18 protein-coding genes are annotated in these 19,855 nt (G+C 35.7%); 13 read left to right on the top strand and 5 right to left on the bottom strand.

The annotated features are described in order from the left end of the window. Positions 1-35 precede the first annotated feature (35 nt). The 3 genes from BM088_RS08340 to folB are packed head-to-tail and all read right to left on the bottom strand — an operon-like array spanning position 36 to position 1,704. Positions 36-839 carry an undecaprenyl-diphosphate phosphatase gene (locus BM088_RS08340; protein WP_091982680.1) on the bottom strand — a complete coding sequence of 268 codons (804 nt, stop codon included), beginning with the start codon at positions 837-839 and terminating at the stop codon, positions 36-38. Continuing rightward, the gene (folK, locus tag BM088_RS08335) at positions 836-1,324 is read right to left on the bottom strand and encodes a 2-amino-4-hydroxy-6-hydroxymethyldihydropteridine diphosphokinase (RefSeq protein ID WP_091982679.1); all 489 of its coding nucleotides are present in this window, start codon (positions 1,322-1,324) and stop codon (positions 836-838) included. Before folK ends, BM088_RS08340 begins: the two co-directional genes overlap by 4 nt. Positions 1,325-1,338: 14 nt before the next feature. Then, positions 1,339-1,704, bottom strand: coding sequence for a dihydroneopterin aldolase (gene folB / locus BM088_RS08330; protein ID WP_091982677.1), 366 nt, complete (start codon positions 1,702-1,704; stop codon positions 1,339-1,341). A 194-nt stretch (positions 1,705-1,898) separates the two neighbouring features. Here folB and plsY point away from each other — a divergent pair, with 194 nt between their 5' ends. Further along, positions 1,899-2,486: a glycerol-3-phosphate 1-O-acyltransferase PlsY gene (plsY, locus tag BM088_RS08325; RefSeq protein ID WP_091982675.1), complete on the top strand. Its 588-nt coding sequence runs from the start codon at positions 1,899-1,901 to the stop codon at positions 2,484-2,486. On the opposite strand, the gene tsaD is transcribed toward plsY, so the two are convergent. Further along, entirely contained in the window at positions 2,487-3,512 is a 1,026-nt protein-coding gene (gene tsaD, locus BM088_RS08320) for a tRNA (adenosine(37)-N6)-threonylcarbamoyltransferase complex transferase subunit TsaD (RefSeq protein ID WP_091982674.1), read from the bottom strand. It lies immediately after the preceding gene. Between the two features lie 219 nt (positions 3,513-3,731). On the opposite strand from tsaD, the gene rpsU reads away from it, so the two are divergent. The 12 genes from rpsU (at position 3,732) to BM088_RS08260 (ending at position 18,462) form a co-directional block, all read left to right on the top strand. Beyond that, a complete protein-coding gene (gene rpsU, locus BM088_RS08315) occupies positions 3,732-3,947 on the top strand; it encodes a 30S ribosomal protein S21 (protein ID WP_042147013.1) in 216 nt (71 codons plus the stop codon). A 22-nt stretch (positions 3,948-3,969) separates the two neighbouring features. Further along, positions 3,970-4,416 (top strand): GatB/YqeY domain-containing protein, encoded by a 447-nt coding sequence (locus BM088_RS08310; protein ID WP_091982672.1) that lies wholly within the window; start codon positions 3,970-3,972, stop codon positions 4,414-4,416. Between the two features lie 152 nt (positions 4,417-4,568). Beyond that, on the top strand, positions 4,569-6,353 hold the full coding sequence (gene dnaG / locus BM088_RS08305) for a DNA primase (protein ID WP_091982670.1): 1,785 nt from the start codon (positions 4,569-4,571) through the stop codon (positions 6,351-6,353). Positions 6,354-6,475: 122 nt separating this feature from the next. Further along, positions 6,476-8,311 carry an RNA polymerase sigma factor RpoD gene (gene rpoD / locus BM088_RS08300; RefSeq protein WP_091982668.1) on the top strand — a complete coding sequence of 612 codons (1,836 nt, stop codon included), beginning with the start codon at positions 6,476-6,478 and terminating at the stop codon, positions 8,309-8,311. 81 nt (positions 8,312-8,392) lie between these two features. Next, a complete protein-coding gene (gene prmA / locus BM088_RS08295; protein ID WP_091982667.1) occupies positions 8,393-9,274 on the top strand; it encodes a 50S ribosomal protein L11 methyltransferase in 882 nt (293 codons plus the stop codon). A 316-nt stretch (positions 9,275-9,590) separates the two neighbouring features. Beyond that, on the top strand, positions 9,591-10,553 hold the full coding sequence (gene dusB, locus BM088_RS08290) for a tRNA dihydrouridine synthase DusB (protein WP_177207987.1): 963 nt from the start codon (positions 9,591-9,593) through the stop codon (positions 10,551-10,553). A gap of 17 nt (positions 10,554-10,570) precedes the next feature. Beyond that, positions 10,571-10,861, top strand: a complete 291-nt coding sequence (gene fis / locus BM088_RS08285; protein WP_042146997.1) for a DNA-binding transcriptional regulator Fis — start codon at positions 10,571-10,573, stop codon at positions 10,859-10,861. Between the two features lie 203 nt (positions 10,862-11,064). Then, positions 11,065-12,669, top strand: coding sequence for a bifunctional phosphoribosylaminoimidazolecarboxamide formyltransferase/IMP cyclohydrolase (purH, locus tag BM088_RS08280; RefSeq protein WP_091982663.1), 1,605 nt, complete (start codon positions 11,065-11,067; stop codon positions 12,667-12,669). A 162-nt stretch (positions 12,670-12,831) separates the two neighbouring features. Then, positions 12,832-13,659, top strand: coding sequence for a class I SAM-dependent methyltransferase (locus tag BM088_RS08275; RefSeq protein WP_091982662.1), 828 nt, complete (start codon positions 12,832-12,834; stop codon positions 13,657-13,659). Between the two features lie 12 nt (positions 13,660-13,671). Beyond that, positions 13,672-14,958, top strand: a complete 1,287-nt coding sequence (gene purD / locus BM088_RS08270) for a phosphoribosylamine--glycine ligase (RefSeq protein ID WP_091982660.1) — start codon at positions 13,672-13,674, stop codon at positions 14,956-14,958. Between the two features lie 177 nt (positions 14,959-15,135). After that, on the top strand, positions 15,136-17,610 hold the full coding sequence (locus BM088_RS08265; protein ID WP_177207986.1) for an EAL domain-containing protein: 2,475 nt from the start codon (positions 15,136-15,138) through the stop codon (positions 17,608-17,610). Between the two features lie 45 nt (positions 17,611-17,655). Further along, the gene (locus tag BM088_RS08260) at positions 17,656-18,462 is read left to right on the top strand and encodes a DUF2797 domain-containing protein (RefSeq protein ID WP_091982657.1); all 807 of its coding nucleotides are present in this window, start codon (positions 17,656-17,658) and stop codon (positions 18,460-18,462) included. 57 nt (positions 18,463-18,519) lie between these two features. On the opposite strand, the gene BM088_RS08255 is transcribed toward BM088_RS08260, so the two are convergent. After that, positions 18,520-19,785, bottom strand: coding sequence for an EAL and HDOD domain-containing protein (locus BM088_RS08255; RefSeq protein ID WP_091982655.1), 1,266 nt, complete (start codon positions 19,783-19,785; stop codon positions 18,520-18,522). Positions 19,786-19,855: the final 70 nt, after the last annotated feature.

Below are 19,855 nucleotides of genomic sequence, written 5' to 3'. Positions count from 1 at the left end.
AACGAGAGAAATACCCACTAAATGGGTATATCAATTTAATAAAGTAAAAAAATAAATAACCCTATTCCTAATAGTAATCGATAAATTACAAATGGCATCATTCCCATGCGTTCAATTATTTTTAAAAATAAAAAAATACAAGCATAAGCTGAAATAAATGATAAAAAAGCGCCTATGCCTAAAGTAGACCAGTCAACAACTTCATCACTCAGAGCTAGCTCTAGACTATAATACAAACCCATCATGGAAATAATTGGAATAGCCAATAAAAATGAAAAGCGCGCAGCACTTTCTTTATTTAATCCTAGCATTAAACCTGCTGTCATAGTGATACCCGAGCGAGATGTTCCCGGAAACACAGCAGCAACAGCTTGTGAAAAACCTAAAATTAACGCAGACTTCCAATTAAGTTGATAAATTGTCTTTATTTGTTTTCCTTTTACATCTGCATACCAAAGTAATAAACCAAAAATAATAGTTGTAATAGCAATAACCCAAGCACTGCGTAAGTAAATCTCTACAAAGTCTTTTGCTAAATAGCCAATTAAAGCAGCCGGAATTGTTCCCAGTATTATCCACCAACCTAGCTTACTATCATCAGTTGCACCTTGGGAGCCAAAAGATTTAAACCACGCGGATAAAATATCCACAACTTCTTTTCTAAAATAGAAAATTACAGCAACTAAAGTACCGACATGAACAGCAATATCAAATGCGAGACCTTGATCTTGCCAACCAAAAACCTGTGAAGGTAGTAATAAGTGAGCAGAACTTGAGATAGGTAAAAACTCAGTAAAACCTTGAATTAATGCTAATACGATTATTTCTATAAGACTCATTTAAAAGATAACTCCACTTTCCATAGTTTTTGCTTCGTTTTATCATAACCTTGCCAAATTTCAGCAATTGATAAATTATTAATTGGGTGTATAAACTCAGGTGCAAGCTCAGCTAATGGCCACAAAACGAAAGCATTTTTAGTAATTTCATCTCTAGGTAACTGCGCAGGTTCATCACAAATAACATCATCAAAAAATAACAAATCTAAATCTAATGTTCTTGGACTAAATTTTTTATCGTTATGTAACCTTCCATTGTCTCGTTCTATTTTTTTTAATAGCAAACACACCTCAAATAAAGGCAGTTCTGTTTTTGCAGCCGCAACTAAGTTATAGAAATTATTGCCATCGAAACCAATTGATTCACTTTCAAATACTGACGAACAAGATAAACCTGGAAAATATGCTTTTAACGTTTTAATTGAGTTAATAACATTTATTTCTTTATTAACATTTGAACCTATGCTTATAAATATTTGTGCCATGAGCCTGATTTACCCTACTTTTTAAAATCTTTTACAGAGCGAATAATTTCAACTCCTACAGTCACCGCAGCTTTAACTGCAGCGGGTTTGCTCACACGAACTTTAACTTGGGTTACATTAAACTCAGTTAAAATAAATTCAGCAATTTGCTCAACTAACGTTTCCAACAGTTCAACAGGTTTCGCTTTTACATGTTTAATAATACGCTCGCTTACAACTGCATAATCAACAGTATCATTAATGTCATCTGAGTTGGCAGCTGCGCGAATATCAGTCAGCATTTCGATATCAAAAAATAAACTTTGTTCCGTTTCTTTTTCAAAGTCATAAACGCCGATAATAGTATCAACATGCAATTGGGTTATAAATACTTTATCCATATGTGGCATACTCTTACAATATGATGATGCGCTATAATATAACCCATAATTATCTTAAGGTTATTTAGTTGTAACTGCGCTAAACTTAGCTGGTCGGATACCTTTTTAAATGAATTTTACGTACCCTGCCGCCAATCTATAAAATATGCGGCTGATGATAGCCCAATTTTACAAATTTAAATATAAGGATTACAGTGATAGCCGGATTGATATTCATATTTGCATACCTATTAGGGTCAATCTCTTCTGCAATTTTGATCAGCAAGCTATTTATGTTACCCGATCCTAGACATTTTGGCTCTAAAAACCCTGGTGCAACAAATATTTACCGTTTAGGTGGAAAACTACCTGCTGCTCTAGTTTTAACCTTTGACATACTTAAAGGAACCATCCCTGTTTGGGGAGCCTATTTTTTAAAAGTAGAGCCCATTTATTTAGGCTTTATTGGTATAGCAGCTTGCCTTGGTCACATGTACCCGCTATTTTTTGGTTTTAAAGGTGGAAAAGCTGTCGCAACAGCCTTTGGAACGATGTTACCTATAGGTTTATCATTAGCTGGATTATTAGTGTTGACTTGGGTGTTCATAGTTTGGCTAAGCGGTTATTCATCATTGGCAGCACTGTTAACTGTTGCAATCGCACCCATTTATACCTGGTTTATTAAACCGCTTTACACAATACCAGTTTTAATGCTCAGCATTTTAATTATCCTTCGCCATAAAGAAAATATTATACGTTTATTCAAAGGCGAAGAACCTAAAATTAAAGATAAAAAAATATAGTTAAATGGCTTCCAAACTATCAATTGGCCACCTTGGGTATGCTTTCATGTCCATCGGTGCATACTGTTTTGCTTTTAACCTTTGCATACCAGCATAAGCGATCATTGCACCGTTATCGGTACAAAACTCTGTTCTCGGATAAAAGACTTCACCTTGCATACCTTGCATTATACGTTCAAATTTTTCTCTTAAATCTTTATTTGCACTTACACCACCTGCTATGACTAAGCGATTAATACCTGTTTGTTTTAAAGCGCGTTTACATTTTATTGCTAAAGTGTCTACCACTGCTGTTTGAAATGCATGTGCAATATCTGCTTTAGTCTGCTGATCACATTTTTCAACACCACCTTGCTCTCTTATGGTATTCGCTGCCGCCGTTTTTAAACCACTAAAACTGAAATCTAGTCCAGGTTTAGTTGTCATTGGGCGTGGAAATACAAAGCGTTTAGATTTTCCTTGCTCTGCAAGCTTTGCCAGTAATGGTCCTCCAGGATAGTCTAAACCTAAAAGTTTAGCTGTTTTATCAAAGGCTTCTCCTGCAGCATCATCAACAGATTCGCCTAAAATTTGATACTGTCCAATGCCCTTAACTTCAACCAATAAAGTGTGTCCACCTGAAACCAGTAAGGCCACAAAAGGAAATTCAGGTTTATTATCTTCAAGCATAGGTGCTAATAAATGACCTTCCATATGATGTACGGCAACAGAGGGTATATCCCAACCAAAAGCAAGAGAACGACCAATAGAAGAGCCAACTAAAATAGCCCCCACTAAACCAGGTCCGGCAGTAAAAGCAATCCCATCTAAATCTTCTGCAGTACAATTAGCTTCTTTAAAAGCAGCATCAATTAAAGGTAAGGTTTTTCGAATATGATCTCTTGAAGCTAACTCCGGCACTACACCACCATAATCAGCATGTAACTTTATTTGGCTATATAGTTGATGTGCTAATAATCCTTTTTCATCATCATAGATTGCGATCCCTGTTTCATCACATGAGGATTCAATACCTAAAATACGCATTATTAGTTGCTCCCGAGATACTCATTATTAGAGTCAAATATTATAATCAGAGCGCAATTTTACTGACTTGATTTAATTTTGCCAGCTTTGTTTATTATTTACTATAATTAGACTTTACATTAAAAGGTGATTCGGATTACAATACCGCACCATTTTTAAACCAAACGGTCATTTATTGATCGGTATGAGTAGATCTCATTAGCTATTAGGTGATTTTTAATGCCAGTAATCAAAGTAAGAGAAAACGAACCGTTTGACGTTGCATTACGTCGTTTTAAACGTTCATGTGAAAAAGCAGGTATCCTTTCAGAAGTTCGTCGTCGTGAGCACTATGAAAAGCCAACTGCAGAACGTAAGCGTAAAAAAGCTGCAGCTGTTAAACGTCTTATGAAAAAATTATCTCGCGAAAATGCACGTCGCGTTAGATTATACTAAAACTTTTCCCAGAGTCTTGTAGATGAGTTTATTAGTAACGCTAAAAAATGCAATGAAAGACGCAATGCGTGCCAAAGAAAAATTGCGCCTTGGTACAATTCGCATGGCGCTAGCTGCAATAAAGCAACGTGAAATTGACGAACGTATTACTTTGAATGATGCTGAAATAACATCTATCATAGTAAAAATGGTCAAGCAACGTAACGATGCGCACGATCAGTATCATGAAGCAGGTCGTCAAGACTTAGCCGACATTGAAGCAAATGAAATAAGTGTTCTTGAAGGTTTCTTACCAAAACCTTTAACCGAAGAAGAAATTCTTTCGCTTATCGATACTGCTATTACTGATTGCAACGCAGCTGGTATGCAAGATATGGGTAAAGTAATGGGGTTAATCAAAAGCCAAGCCGAAGGACGTGCCGATATGGGCAAGATCTCTGGTTTAATAAAGCAGAAATTAACCGCATAAAGTAACTTTGTATTTAAATGTTACTAAAAACCGAGCCTATAGCTCGGTTTTTTCATTTTAATAACCGTAGATCAAAAGTCTATTTTTGGTTATCCTTCACTTTATTAATCCTACTTTATTTTATTACTTTAAAATTGATGGTTTAGACATTTATGGCTGGAAAAATCCCTCGCTACTTCATTGATGATTTAATTGCTCGTACAGACATAGTCGATCTCATTGATTCTTACGTAACGCTAAAGAAAGCAGGGAAAAATTATCAGGCCTGCTGCCCATTTCATAGCGAAAAGTCGCCTTCTTTTAGTGTATCCCAAGAAAAACAGTTTTATCATTGTTTCGGGTGCGGTGTAAGTGGAAATGTCATTTCATTTTTAATGGAGTATGAAAAGTTAGAGTTTGTAGATGCGGTTGAAGAGTTAGCATCATCACTACATTTAGAAATACCCAGAGAACAAGGTAGTTATTCAAAGGGACCTGAAATAAGCCTAGATCAAAAAAAGTCAGACTATGAATTAATGCTACAAACAGCGCGTTATTTTGGCCATCAACTTAAGCATCATAAAAACTCAAAACAAGTTATTGAATATATAAAAGGCCGAGGCTTAAGTGGACAAACAGTACAAAAATATTTAATTGGTTATGCCCCTTCTGAATGGGATGGTCTATGCGCTTTATTTGCTCGTAATCCAGCACAAAAACAACAACTAGTTGATTTAAAATTAGCAACAAAAAAAGAATCAGGTGGCTCATTTGATTTCTTCCGAGATAGGTTAATGTTTCCTATTAAAGATAAACGTGGACGTGTCGTTGCCTTTGGTGGTCGCATCATACCAAATGATGAAAACGAGAAAAATAATGGACCTAAATATCTAAACTCCCCTGAAACACGCGTTTTTCATAAAGGATTTGAGCTTTACGGGCTATATGAAGCAAAACAAGCTCATAAGAAATTAGAACAAATACTTATTGTTGAAGGTTATATGGATGTTGTTGCCTTATCAGAACAAGGGATCGAATATGCAGTCGCATCACTAGGAACAGCTACAACAGCAGAGCATATGCATACATTATTTAGAACTACTGAGCGTGTAATATGCTGTTATGATGGTGACCGAGCTGGACGTGATGCTGCTTGGCGAGCACTAGAAAATGCCCTCCCCTATTTAGCTGATGGAAAAGAATTAAAGTTTGCATTTTTACCCGATGGAGAAGACCCAGATACTTTAGTACAAAAAGAAGGGCGAGACGACTTTGAAACCAGGTTAAAACAATCCCATGATTTTTCAAAAGTATTATTTGAAAAATTAGCTATAGAATGTGATTTAACATCTGATGCTGGAAAGTCAAAAATATTAAGCTTAGCTTTACCCTTAATTGATACTGTAAAAAGTGACTTCTATCAAGAAAATTTACTTGAACAACTAGCGCGTCTAATTGGTCGAACCAAAGAACAGTTAAGTCAGAAGCTCAATACCCCAAGACAACAAAAGAGTTTACAAAAAAAATTCAAAGTCACACCAATGAGAAGAGCAATAGGTCTATTAATTCAATACCCTAAATTAGCCCTAGAAATACCTCATTTACCAGAACTAGCTGAACTAGGTCTGCCTGGGTTAGAGTTATTTCAAAACTTACAATCCCTTAGCCTTAAAAATAAAGATATTACAACAGGGCAAGTTCTAGAATTATATAGAGAAATGCCAGAATATAATTCACTCATAAAGCTTGCCACTTGGCAACATGAGATTGATGATGAGAAATTAGAAGCTGAATTTCAAAATACTTTTAAATTTATTGAAGATCAGTGTTTAAATCATCGAGCAGAGACCCTATTAATAAAAGATAAAACTCAAGGCTTAACCAGTGGTGAAAGGCAAGAATATCAACTTTTATTATCGGCTATGCCTAATTCAAAAAAAGAACAAAGCAACAATTGATTATAGTCTAGCCAGAATCAAAACCCTGTGTTATACTGCTCTATTCATCCGTGCTTATTGTTTTTTATAATTCTAACGAGCGCCAGACGCATCAACCTATCTAAGTGGAAGAGAAAATCTCTATGGAGCAAAGTCCTCAGTCTCAGCTAAAACTCCTCATACAAAAAGGTAAAGAACAAGGTTATTTAACATTCTCGCAAGTGAATGATCACCTTCCACAGGACATCATCGACTCTGATCAAGTTGAAGATATCATCAGCATGATTAATGACATGGGTATAAAGGTTAGCGAAAATGCACCTGATGCCGATGATCTTATGATGCAAGAAACAACAACCGATGAAGATGCTGCTGAAGCAGCTGCTGCCGCGCTTGCTACGGTAGACAAAGAAATTGGTCGTACAACAGATCCTGTACGTATGTACATGCGTGAAATGGGTACCGTAGAACTTTTAACGCGTGAAGGTGAAATTGTCATCGCTAAACGCATTGAAGATGGTATAAACCAGGTTCAAATTTCTGTTGCTGAATACCCTGAAACAATTACGTACCTTTTAGATCTTTGGGATAAATTTGAAGCTGAAGAAATTCGCCTAAGTGATATTATCAATGGTTTTATTGATCCAGACGCTGACGAAATTGCAATTCAAGCTACTCATATAGGTTCAGCATTAAGTAATGAAGAATTAAAAGATGAAGATGGTGAAAGCGATGATGAGGATGAAGAAGAAATAGATACAGGTCCTTGTCCTGAACTTGCACGTGAAAACTTTGAGAATTTAAGAGATTTAAATACAAAAGCACGTTTGATAATAGAAGAAAAAGGTCGTGAGCATGCTGATACTAAAGCTGCTTTTGCTGAAATTGCTGAATTATTTCAAACTTTCAAACTTATACCAAAACAGTTTGATCGCTTAGTAAATAACATGCGTGAAACCATGGACAAGGTTCGAGTACAAGAACGCCTTGTGATGAAGCATGCAGTTCAATACTCAAAAATGCCAAAGAAAACTTTTGTAAAGCATTTTGTAAATAATGAAACCAATAATGCTTGGTTAAAATTCGAAGTTGCACTTGGTGAGTCGTATTCAGATAAGCTTGCTGAATGTGAAGGTGATATTGGCCGTTGCATTAAAAAGCTCCATATTATTGAACAAAACTGTGGTTTATCGATTTCGAATATAAAAGATATCAACCGTAGAATGAGTATTGGTGAAGCAAAAGCTCGTCGTGCAAAGAAAGAAATGGTTGAAGCAAATTTACGTCTTGTTATTTCAATTGCTAAAAAATATACCAACCGTGGTTTACAGTTCCTTGATTTAATTCAAGAAGGTAACATAGGTCTGATGAAAGCTGTTGATAAATTTGAATACCGTCGAGGTTACAAGTTTTCAACTTATGCTACGTGGTGGATCCGTCAGGCTATCACACGCTCTATTGCGGATCAGGCTCGCACTATTCGTATTCCTGTGCATATGATTGAAACGATTAATAAACTTAACCGTATTTCACGTCAAATGTTACAAGAAATGGGAAGAGAGCCGAATCCAGAAGAGTTAGCAGAGCGTATGTTAATGCCTGAAGATAAAATTCGTAAGGTATTAAAAATAGCAAAAGAGCCAATTTCAATGGAAACACCTATAGGTGATGATGAAGATTCACATCTAGGTGACTTTATTGAAGATTCAACAATCGAATCTCCAATTGACGCTGCTACGATGGAAAGCTTAAAAGGCGCAACTTTAGATGTTTTATCAGGTCTTACAGCCCGAGAAGCTAAAGTATTAAGAATGCGTTTTGGTATTGATATGAATACTGATCATACTTTGGAAGAAGTTGGTAAACAATTTGATGTAACACGTGAACGTATACGTCAAATTGAAGCAAAAGCATTACGTAAATTACGTCACCCTTCACGTTCTGACTTACTTAAGAGTTTCTTAGACGTTAAAGGTTAGTAACCTATTCGAGGTTAACTAATATGAAAGGCCGCTCATGCGGCCTTTTTTAATAACTTAAATTTAAATGAGGATGATCTCATGGCGTGGATCCAAATCCGTATACCTGCAACAAAAACGACTGCTGATGCTATTAGTGATTATTTGGTTGAAGCAGGCAGTGCCTCTGTTACTTTTATGGACTCAGAAAATAACCCAGTATATGAACCAAAACCTGGTGAAGTTATTTTTTGGGCACAAACTACAATTATCGGTTTATTTGATGCAAGCCATGATATGCAAAAAGTAGTTAAACACCTAGAACAGAAACCTGAATTGCAAAACAATTTTAATTACAAAATAGAACAACTTGAAGATAAAGATTGGGAACGTGAATGGATGGAAAATTTTCACCCAATTAAATTTGGTGAACGTTTATGGATCTGTCCAAGTTGGCGTGATGTTCCAGATCCTTCAGCGGTTAATGTTATGTTAGATCCAGGTCTTGCTTTTGGTACTGGCACACATGCCACTACAGCATTGTGTTTAAAATGGTTAGAATCTTTAGACTTAACAGATAAAACTGTAGTCGATTTTGGTTGTGGTTCAGGAATTTTAGGTATTGCAGCAATTAAACTCGGTGCTAAGCGTGTTATTGGTATTGATATAGATCAACAAGCACTTGATGCAAGCCTAGATAATGCACAGCGTAATGGCGTAAAAAATCAATTAGAAGTCTACTTACCAAAAAATCAACCTGATTTTAAAGCCGATATACTTATAGCTAATATTCTTGCAGCACCGTTGAGAGAATTGCATCAAATTATACTTGGATTAGGCAAGTCAACAGCAGAGTTTGCCCTGTCAGGCATTTTAAAAGAGCAGGCACAATCTGTAGTAGATGTGTATCAAGAGCATGCCAAAATAGCCCCAGTTGAAATTGATGGTGAATGGGTAAGAGTTAGTGGAATAAAAAATAAATAAGCTTCATTTTTTAGTATACAAGCGCGAAATACTAGGCATTAATTTATTTAATGCCTTAACCAAGTTCTGAAAATAACAAATATTGTCACTAAATTAAAATTATTTTAACTTTCGTAAACTTGTTCACTTCCTAGTGAACACATTAAATTCACTGAATTTATATGCCATATAAACAAAAACAAATCAATTTCCTTGAGCTTATAAAAAGTCAATAGAGAAAGTTCAAAAAAAAGCACTTTTGTTCAAAATATAACCTTTGATTTTTGCTGAAAAAAAAGTAGAATTAGCGCCCCTTGAATGGTGAGCCATAAATAAAGTGCAGATAGGCCCTTATAAACTGGAAAACAATGTCATAGTTGCGCCAATGGCAGGTGTAACAGACAGACCTTTTAGACAACTTTGCCGACGCCTTGGCGCAGGTTTAGCTGTATCTGAAATGTTATCGTCAAATCCAAAAGTATGGAACACAGAGAAATCTATGAACCGTATGGACCATAGTGGAGAGTCAGGGATCCGTGCAGTACAAATTGCAGGGGCTGATCCAACATTAATGGCACAGGCAGCACAATTGAATGTGGCTAATGGCGCTCAAATTGTTGATATCAACATGGGGTGTCCAGCCAAAAAAGTGAATAAAAAACTTGCGGGTTCAGCATTATTACAAGATCCGGGTTTAGTAGAGAAAATAGTTAAATCAGTAGTGAATGCTGTTGATGTACCTGTTACTTTAAAAATTCGAACAGGTTGGAATACCGATAATCGTAATGGCGTTGAAATTGCAAAAATAGCTGAACAAAATGGGATCGCATCTTTAGCCGTACATGGTCGAACAAGAGCTTGTATGTATAAAGGTGAAGCAGAATACGACACCATTAGGGATATAAAAAGTTCAGTGTCCATACCTATTGTTGCCAACGGTGATATAAGTTCACCAATAAAAGCAAAGCAGGTTTTGGACTACACGGGAGCAGATGCCGTCATGATAGGTCGAGCGGCTCAAGGCAGACCTTGGATTTTCAGGGAAACTGCACATTATTTACAAACTGGTAAATTTTTACCTAAACCAGAAATGGTTGAGGTAGAAGGCATATTAATGGAGCATTTAGTTAATCTGCATCAATTTTACGGTGAAATAATGGGAGTTCGCATCGCACGAAAACATGTTACATGGTATTTGCAAACCCATGATAAAGAAGGACAGTTTAGGCGTGTATTTAATGCCCTAGAGACAGCTCAAGAGCAAGTTTCGGTACTAAATAATTATTTTCAAGCAATTTAAGAAAGAGAAACAAGACAATGTTCGAACAAAATGTGACTTCTCCATTTATTACAAACGCTCATGTCCAGTCACAAGAGAAACCGCAACCGTTACGTGATGCAGTTAAAAAAGCTGTTCATCACTACCTGAAGCAGCTTAATGGTCAAGACGTTGAAGACGTTTATGAGCTTGTTCTTTCTGAACTAGAAGCGCCACTACTTGAAGAAGTAATGACATATACACGTGGGAACCAAACTCGTGCGTCAATCTTACTAGGCATCAACCGTGGCACGCTACGCAAGAAGCTTAAAAAGTACGGCATGAACTAAATACGCAGTTTATACTGCATAAAAAGCACCCTAGGGTGCTTTTTTGTTAAATTGAATGAGCAAAAAAGCTTAACGATTAATTTAACAAGCACATTTTTTCGAAGCGTTAATCAAAAAACATTTCATAATGGATTTTTGGTTTAATATTTTTGAAATGATAATACAAAGATAATCTACCCCAATATAGAGGTTATAAAACTACAATGGATACTCTTCGTCCAGTACGTCGCGCATTATTAAGCGTTTCAGATAAAACCGGTATTGTTGAATTTGCTCGCGCACTTTCGGCTAAAGGTGTTGAACTACTATCGACAGGTGGCACGTGTAAGCTTTTAGCTGACAATGGCATTCAAGTAACTGAAGTATCAAACCACACTGGTCACCCAGAAATAATGGACGGTCGTGTTAAAACACTTCACCCTAAAATTCATGGTGGTATTCTCGCTCGCCGCGGTCAAGATGAAGCTGTTATGGCTGAAAACAATATTTCAGCCATTGATATGGTTGTAGTAAACCTTTACCCATTTGCACAAACTGTTGCAAATGAAAATTGCTCTTTAGAAGATGCAATTGAAAATATCGATATTGGTGGACCCACTATGGTTCGCGCAGCTGCAAAAAACAACAAAGATGTAACTATCATAGTTAATGTCGCTGATTATGACCGTGTACTGTCTGAAATGGATGAAAATTCAGGCTCAACAACTTATCAAACACGCTTTGATTTAGCGATTGCAGCTTTTGAACACACTGCGCAATATGACGGTATGATTGCAAACTACTTCGGCACAAAAGTACCAGCACATGTACTTGACGAAACAGCTGAAAATAATAACAATCCAGATTCAAAATTCCCACGTACTATTAATTTTCAATTTACTAAAAAGCAAGATATGCGTTACGGTGAAAACTCTCATCAAGATGCCGCTTTTTATGTTGAAAATGGCATTGAAGAAGCATCAGTTGCCACTGCAAAACAATTACAAGGTAAAGCATTATCTTTTAATAACATTGCAGATACAGATTCAGCACTTGAATGTGTTAAAGAATTCTCAGCGCCAGCTTGTGTTATCGTAAAACATGCAAATCCATGTGGTGTTGCTCAAGGTGAAAATATTTTAGAGGCTTATGAACGCGCTTTTAAAACAGACCCTACATCAGCATTTGGTGGCATCATTGCATTTAATCAGGAATTAGATGCGGATACTGCTGAAGCGATTGTTTCTCGTCAGTTTGTCGAAGTAATCATTGCACCTAAAATATCAGACGCAGCGGCTCAAATTGTTGCCGCTAAGAAAAACGTTCGTCTATTAGAGTGCGGGCAATGGTCTGCTAAAACATCTGGTGTTGATATCAAACGTGTTAATGGCGGTGTTTTAATTCAAGATCGTGATACTGGTATGGTAGATATGGGTGATCTTAAAGTCGTTACTAAACGCCAACCTACAGAACAAGAATTGAAAGATTTAATGTTTAGCTGGAAAGTCGCTAAATTTGTTAAATCGAATGCAATTATCTACGTGAAAGACAGTATGACTATTGGTGTGGGTGCAGGCCAAATGAGCCGTGTTTATTCTGCAAAAATTGCAGGCATAAAAGCAGCGGACGAAAACCTTGAAGTGAAAGGGTCTGTGATGGCATCAGATGCTTTTTTCCCATTCAGAGATGGTATTGATGCTGCAGCATCAGCTGGAATTTCAGCAGTTATTCAGCCTGGAGGCTCAATACGAGATGAGGAAATCATTGCAGCAGCTGATGAAGCAGGTATGGCAATGGTATTTACTGGCATGCGTCACTTTCGCCACTAAAAATTGATATACAAAGGGCTGATTTTTATCAGCCCTTTTGTTTTTATAGCAAACAAAATAAATTTTCAAATATAATTTTGTTTGCTATAAAAATAATAATACAATTAGTTAGCTACTATTTTCATGGTTTTCAACAGCTAAAATAAATTACCCGAGGTAAAAATGAAATTATTACCCATCTCTTTCAAAGTAGCATTTGTCTTCCTTATCGCTATTAATTTAAATGCATGTAAATCAACAGATATAAAAACCTTACTCAGTGAAGCTACAAGCGCTAGTTTACGTAGCGATCAAAACAAACTCCGTGACCCGTTTAGACACCCAAAGCAAACATTAAACTTTTTTGGTTTAAAGCCAAATATGACTGTTGTTGAAATTTGGCCAGGCTCTGGCTGGTATTCTGAAATTTTAGCCCCTATTTTAAAAGAACAAGGAAAATATTACGCGGCTAACTTCCCTTCAGATTCAGAAGTAAAATATTATCAACGGGCATTACAATCTTACAAAGATAAGTTAGCCGGCAATAAAATTTATAGTGAAGTAAAATTATCTGAATTTTACCCTGGCACACATCACGCAATTGCACCAAAAGAAAGTGCCGATATGGTATTAACTTTTAGAAACTTACATAACTGGTATATGCAAAGAGACGATGAAGGTGTTGAAAATGCCTTTAAGGCCTTTTATAGCGCATTAAAGCCAGGTGGTATTTTAGGCATAGTCGATCACCGTTTACCTGAAATCAGACACTCTGCAAAAGCAAAACGCTCTGGTTATGTTAAAGAAAGCTGGGTGATATCGTTAGCACAAAAATCAGGTTTTAAACTAGTTTCTAAAAGTGAAATTAATGCAAACTCTAAAGATACCGCTGATCATGCCAAAGGTGTGTGGACACTTCCACCACGCTTAGCATTAGGTGAAACAGATACAAATAAATATATTGCGATAGGTGAAAGTGATCGCATGACGTTAAAATTTAAAAAACCTTAATTAGGAAAAAAAATGAACATACTTGTCATTGGTAGTGGTGGTCGTGAACATGCTTTAGCATTTAAAGCCGCTCAATCAACTAAAGTAAATAGTGTTTTTGTCGCACCAGGTAATGCAGGTACAGCATTAGAGCCAAAATTAAAAAATGTGGCAATTGGTGTTGAAGATATCGACGCATTAGTCCATTTTGTTAAAGAAAATGCAATTGATTATACAATTGTTGGTCCTGAAGCACCTCTTGTGATTGGTATTGTAGATAGATTCAGAGAGGAAGGGCTCGCTATTTTTGGTCCAACAAAAGGCGCAGCTCAATTAGAAGGATCAAAATCATTTACTAAAGATTTTTTAGCTCGTCATGATATACCAACGGGTTATTACCAAACATTCACTGAAATTGATCCTGCGATTGCTTATGTAAAACACAATGGAGCACCCATTGTAATTAAAGCCGATGGTTTAGCTGCTGGCAAAGGCGTTATTGTTGCTATGACAGAAGACGAAGCGATTGACGCGATTCGCGATATGCTTGCGGGCAATGCGTTTGGTGAAGCGGGAAGTCGTGTTGTAATCGAAGAGTTCCTTGAAGGTGAAGAAGCATCTTTCATTGTAATGGTTGATGGTAAAAATGTTTTACCCTTTGCAACTAGCCAAGATCACAAACGTGCTTATAACGAAGATAAAGGCCCTAATACAGGTGGAATGGGTGCCTATTCTCCAGCTCCAGTTGTAACAAATGAAATTCATCAACGCATTATGAATGAAGTTATTATTCCAACAGTACAAGGAATGCATGATGAAGGACACCCATATACAGGCTTTTTATATGCTGGTTTAATGATCGATGCGGATGGAACACCAAAAGTAATCGAATTTAATTGTCGTTTTGGCGACCCTGAAACACAGCCAATTATGTTACGTTTACAATCCGATTTAGTTGAGTTACTCCTTGCAGCTGAACGTGTAGAATTAGATCAAGCTGAGATCCAATTTGACCCTCGCGCCGCTGTTGGTGTTGTTTTAGCGGCTGCAGGCTATCCGGCTTCATATCCAAAAGGTGATGAAATTTCAGGTCTTAAGGTTGAATACCCAGCAGGTACTAAAGTATTTCATGCAGGCACCAAAGAAGTAGATGGTAAAGTTGTTACATCGGGTGGCCGTGTTTTATGTGCTACGGCACTGGGTAACACAGTAACCGAAGCGCAACAAGGTGCCTATGAATTGATCAAAGAAGTTAACTTCAAAGGCGTAGAATACCGTACAGATATTGCATATCGTGCAATTGAACGTGAGCAAAGCTAAATCGTTATATTTTGGGGGGGGCTAAGTCCCCCATTACTTTTAAATATGATTTAAAACGCCAAACCTGCAAAAAAATGCTACTGTTTTAGTATTATCTTATTAAATATTCGTTATTTAATGCCACCACCATATTTACAAAGAAAATTTTATAGCCTTTTTATATTAGCAGTCATTCTCATGTTAATATTTATCTTAACGTCTAATATTTCAGACCCAACCCAAAAAGCCATAGATAAAACATATTCAATTCATAACAATACATCTTACTTCTTAGACATCTCCAATAAACTCACATTAACAGACTTACTAAAAAAACCTGATTTATTCATAAAGGCACCATTATCAAATATTCCCTGGAGTTTTACCCAACAAACTTACTGGCTTAATATGCAGTTAAAAAATAATACCCCTCAAAATTACGCTCTTGTTGCGCATTTTGATAACCCAATGTTAGATGTATTAGAAGTGGTACAGTTAAATTCAAATAAAAAAATTATTAAACAAAATAAAATGGGAGACCTCAATTTTAAGCTGACTCTTTCAGAGCAAAACTTACCTTCATTTGAGTTTAATATTGCATCTAAACAACAAACTCGCTTACTTATCAAAATAAAAACAACAGGAGTTGCAAAAACTCCTATCCGTATTTATGAAGCCCATGATTTTTTAACGCTCAGTAAAGATACTCATCTTATATGGGGTATATTTATAGGCATTATGTTAATGATAGCTTTGTATAATTTGGTATTATTTTTTGGCATAAAAGACAGTGTATACTTGATTTATATTAGCTATATTTTATCTGTAATAATGCAAATGGGGGTTGTATTAGGTTTTGGTAATTTACTTTGGCCTGACTTTATTCATTCCTTTTTTCAAAAAAATATTATTTCACTTAATTATTTAGTTGCTATCTGTACTTTATTTTTTGCGATATTTTTTCTCCACTACCATAAAGAAAAAGGCAAGCTCTATAATATTGGCATATATTACGCCTCAATTATGACCTTATTTGGAGTAATATCTTTGTGGCTTCCGGAGTATATTGCAGCCCAAATATTTTTTGTTTTTTTATTTTTCTTTTACTTAGTTAGTTTTATATTAATTATTGCTAAGCTTAAAACAAATTTTAATTGGGCTAAGTTTTATATTATTTCCTGGTTACCACTCATTATAGGTGCTGCAATTCAACCTATGATGCTAACAGGTATTATTGAATACTCTTTTTTAGCACGTTATGCATTTATGATAGGTGTGCTTCTTGAGGTAACTTTAATGGCTATGGCGCTTGCAGAGCGAATGCGGCACCAAAAAGAAATTGCTTTTTATAATGCAACTCATGATCAAGATTTACACTTACCGAATCTCAACTTTTTAGAATCTACAATGCAAAGTCTTATTGATACTAAAAGAAAATTTTCTATCTGTTTAATTGAAGTTTTAAATTTTAATGATATTTCGCCATATATAACTAATGAAGAAAGCGCAGCTTTAGTGTCGCATATTGCTAACGATATTAATAATTACATTAATTTAGATAGCCACTTTTTATATTTTGAACAAAAACCTGATACTCTCATCAAAATAGCAAAAGCCAAGGATGGAGTGCTCGCTGTTTTAGTTTCTAGATTTATTAATGTTCAGGAATTAACAAATCAGCTCACACAAATGCAAAACTCACTTTCAAAAGATATCAAAATAAGCGGTTTACTAATTGATTTAAAAACTAAAATAGGTATTTTTTCAGTTCAAGAAGACACCCATTTTGCAACCGTTATGATCAAAAAAGCCTTTCAAGCATTAGAACAAGCTAAACGAGAAAGTCTTAATTTGAGCTTTTATCAAATGAGTGAAACCTATAACATTGCACAAAAATTAACACTTGCAACAGAATTACAGCTTGCTATTCATAACAATGATTTACATTTATTTCATCAGCCTCAGATTAACTTAAAGGATGCTTCTGTACATGGCTCTGAGGTATTATTACGATGGCAACATCCAATTCATGGTTTTGTTTCCCCTGATATGTTTATTCGCATTGCTGAAGACACAGGTATAATAAATGAGCTAACTATGTGGGTATTAAACACGGCTTGTCAGCAATTAAATACCTTAGTAAGCAAAGGTTATGACCAACATAGTTTATCAATTAACATTAGTGGTAAAGATATTGCCATGCAGAACTTTTTATCTAAAGTAAAAAATATTTTATCCCACTTTAATACACCAACCCACTTACTAAACTTTGAATTAACAGAATCCGTGATGGTGAGCGATTTTCAGCACTTAAGTAACTTAATGTCTAAACTATCTGTGATGGGAATACAGGTTTCTGTTGATGATTATGGCACAGGCTATTCTTCACTAACTTATATATCCCAACTGCCCTTTAATGAACTTAAAATAGATAAAAGCTTTATTTTAGATTTAGCCGATTCAACACGTCATCAAACTATAGTAAAAACAACAATAGACATGGCAAAAAGTCTCAAGTTAAAAGTTGTTGCTGAAGGGGTTGAATCAGCTGAGATAGAAAAAATACTCACCGACTGCCATTGCGATTTAGTACAAGGTTATTATTACTCAAAACCTTTACCGTTCGAACAATATTTGCAATGGCTAGAAAATTATACCCAGCAAGATAAATAAAACCTATGCTAATATTGCGACCTTAACATAGAGGGGCATCACAATATGAAAGGCATACTTTCAAAATTAAAATCAACACTCACACAACCCGTTGAATATCAATTACCCGTAGGAGATGAGTTCCTTGCGTTAAACCCATTAATAGGGAAAAAACTCACTTTAACTCATACTGGAAATATATTTTGCTCCAACTGTCATAAAAAAACTAAAAAAAGTTATTCGCAAGGACATTGCTTTGTATGTATGCGTAAACTCGCAAGTTGTGACATGTGCATGATGAAACCTGAAACATGCCACCATGAAAAAGGCACGTGTAGAGAGCCTCAATGGGGTATTGAGAACTGCATGATCCCGCATACGGTTTATTTAGCAAATACGTCAGGTCTAAAGGTTGGGATCACACGTCAAGTACCTACCAGATGGATAGATCAAGGCGCAACGCAAGCGCTCCCTATTTTCACAGTGCAAACACGACAACAATCAGGGTTAGTCGAAATTGCACTTGCTGAATTTATAAGTGATAAAACCAATTGGCGAAATATGCTAAAAGGCGATAACGACAATATCGACCTTAAAATAAAGGCCGCTGAATTAATCCCTCAAATACAGGTTAAACTTGATGAACTTGCTGAAATTTATGGCGCAACAGCCATTGAAAAACTTGATGCTGATATCATAGATATTTCATTTCCAGTTTCGGAATATCCAACAAAAGTCAGCTCATTTAATTTTGATAAAAATCCAGAAGTAAGTGGAGTGCTACAAGGGATAAAAGGGCAATACTTACTTTTTGATACTGGTGTAATAAATATCAGAAAATTTAGTTCTTATGAAATTGAAGTGAATGTTTAAACTATAAAATCCGAGTTAGCCTTATGTCTCTAATTAAAATTAAGGCTAACAACCAAATTAGAACTGCTCCTCATTTATTTCATCGAGAGTCTCATCTGCATAAAATAAGGCTTGAGTATAAGCAAGTGCAAGCTTATTCGCATTGACATCACCTTTTTTGAGTTGCCCTTGAATTTTAACCCAATCATCTAATTCAATTGCCTTGCAAATATAAAGCATTTTTCCAATGATGCCTTCATCATTTAATAAAGCATCTTTACAAGCTTTGCTGAGTTTAAAATCAGCCACTATCCCCGCCATATCGCAATCTAACACAGCATCTAAAACAGAAACTAAACCAACTAAGTATCCAGTATTTATAATTTTAGTATCATATTGCTCTAACATTAAAGTTAAAAATTGTGCCCTAAGCAGGCCCAACTTAGTTAATTCAGATGGTTTATCTTGGCCTAACTCACTCAATGCTAATACACTGATAAATTGCCGGATCAGATCTTCACCTAAATAAACAATCGCCTGTGTTAACGAACTAATTAAAATATTACTATTACCGCAAGCACTGTTAGCTAATTTTAAAACTCGTGCAGTTAAACTTAAATCTTTCGCGACCTTCTCTTGTACTAACATAAAGTTTAAATCAGGCTTTGAAGCAAGTTTTAATAACTCAAGTACAATCATTTTTGTTGGGTTTATATTTTTTAAACTCATCATTTCAGGTTTAGAAAAAAAGTACCCTTGAAAATAATCAACTCCAGCATCTGACAGTTGTTTAAACGTTACATAATCTTCAATTCTTTCAACCACTATTTTTGTTTTAGGATATTTTCTTTTTAATTTTTTAGCTTGCAAGATAGTGCGCATTATTGGCTCTTCCACTTCAAGCTTAATATAATCAACCTGCTCTAAAACAGCTTCCCATTTTTCATCTCCATCATAATCATCAAGCGCAAAGGTGTAACCTTGCTTTTTCATGTCGCTAACAAAATGTGTGACCTCTTCCAACTCTTCGGTACGCTCAATAATTTCAATCACAGCTTGGTCTGCGGAGATAAGATTTGGCAATTCTAAAATTAATGCGGATGTAGATAAATTGATAAATGCGGTGTGGTTATTCGTTAGCTTATTTAAACCATGTAATAGAATGGCATCAAAAAACATACGGCCTGTAGCTTGTTCATCCGTTAAGTGTTGCGGGAAAAAATTAGCCTCTGAATCTCGGTATAAAAGTTCATATGCAAATATTTCTTTTTGATTATCAAAAATTGGTTGGCGAGCAACAAATTGCACTCCATCCGTTACCATTTTATTTTTTGTTTTACCCATAAAAGATAGCCTGCTAAGAAATAAAGACTAAGATCATTACTAGTTACAACCTTAGTCTACCTTATTATGA

Origin of the sequence: Pseudoalteromonas denitrificans DSM 6059 (assembly GCF_900112265.1) — a bacterium.
GTDB lineage: Bacteria > Pseudomonadota > Gammaproteobacteria > Enterobacterales > Alteromonadaceae > Pseudoalteromonas > Pseudoalteromonas denitrificans.
Note: the sequence above shows the minus strand (reverse complement) of the source record. Positions and strands in the feature narration are given on the sequence as shown.

Bases quoted from the DNA above. Each gene is read 5' to 3' on its own strand.
- BM088_RS08340 (WP_091982680.1), bottom strand. From the start codon at position 839: ATGAGTCTTATAGAAATAATCGTATTAGCATTAATTCAAGGTTTTACT.
- folK (WP_091982679.1), bottom strand. From the start codon at position 1,324: ATGGCACAAATATTTATAAGCATAGGTTCAAATGTTAATAAAGAAATA.
- folB (WP_091982677.1), bottom strand. From the start codon at position 1,704: ATGGATAAAGTATTTATAACCCAATTGCATGTTGATACTATTATCGGC.
- tsaD (WP_091982674.1), bottom strand. From the start codon at position 3,512: ATGCGTATTTTAGGTATTGAATCCTCATGTGATGAAACAGGGATCGCA.
- rpsU (WP_042147013.1), top strand. From the start codon at position 3,732: ATGCCAGTAATCAAAGTAAGAGAAAACGAACCGTTTGACGTTGCATTA.
- BM088_RS08310 (WP_091982672.1), top strand. From the start codon at position 3,970: ATGAGTTTATTAGTAACGCTAAAAAATGCAATGAAAGACGCAATGCGT.
- dnaG (WP_091982670.1), top strand. From the start codon at position 4,569: ATGGCTGGAAAAATCCCTCGCTACTTCATTGATGATTTAATTGCTCGT.
- rpoD (WP_091982668.1), top strand. From the start codon at position 6,476: ATGGAGCAAAGTCCTCAGTCTCAGCTAAAACTCCTCATACAAAAAGGT.
- prmA (WP_091982667.1), top strand. From the start codon at position 8,393: ATGGCGTGGATCCAAATCCGTATACCTGCAACAAAAACGACTGCTGAT.
- fis (WP_042146997.1), top strand. From the start codon at position 10,571: ATGTTCGAACAAAATGTGACTTCTCCATTTATTACAAACGCTCATGTC.
- purH (WP_091982663.1), top strand. From the start codon at position 11,065: ATGGATACTCTTCGTCCAGTACGTCGCGCATTATTAAGCGTTTCAGAT.
- BM088_RS08275 (WP_091982662.1), top strand. From the start codon at position 12,832: ATGAAATTATTACCCATCTCTTTCAAAGTAGCATTTGTCTTCCTTATC.
- purD (WP_091982660.1), top strand. From the start codon at position 13,672: ATGAACATACTTGTCATTGGTAGTGGTGGTCGTGAACATGCTTTAGCA.
- BM088_RS08265 (WP_177207986.1), top strand. From the start codon at position 15,136: ATGTTAATATTTATCTTAACGTCTAATATTTCAGACCCAACCCAAAAA.
- BM088_RS08260 (WP_091982657.1), top strand. From the start codon at position 17,656: ATGAAAGGCATACTTTCAAAATTAAAATCAACACTCACACAACCCGTT.
- BM088_RS08255 (WP_091982655.1), bottom strand. From the start codon at position 19,785: ATGGGTAAAACAAAAAATAAAATGGTAACGGATGGAGTGCAATTTGTT.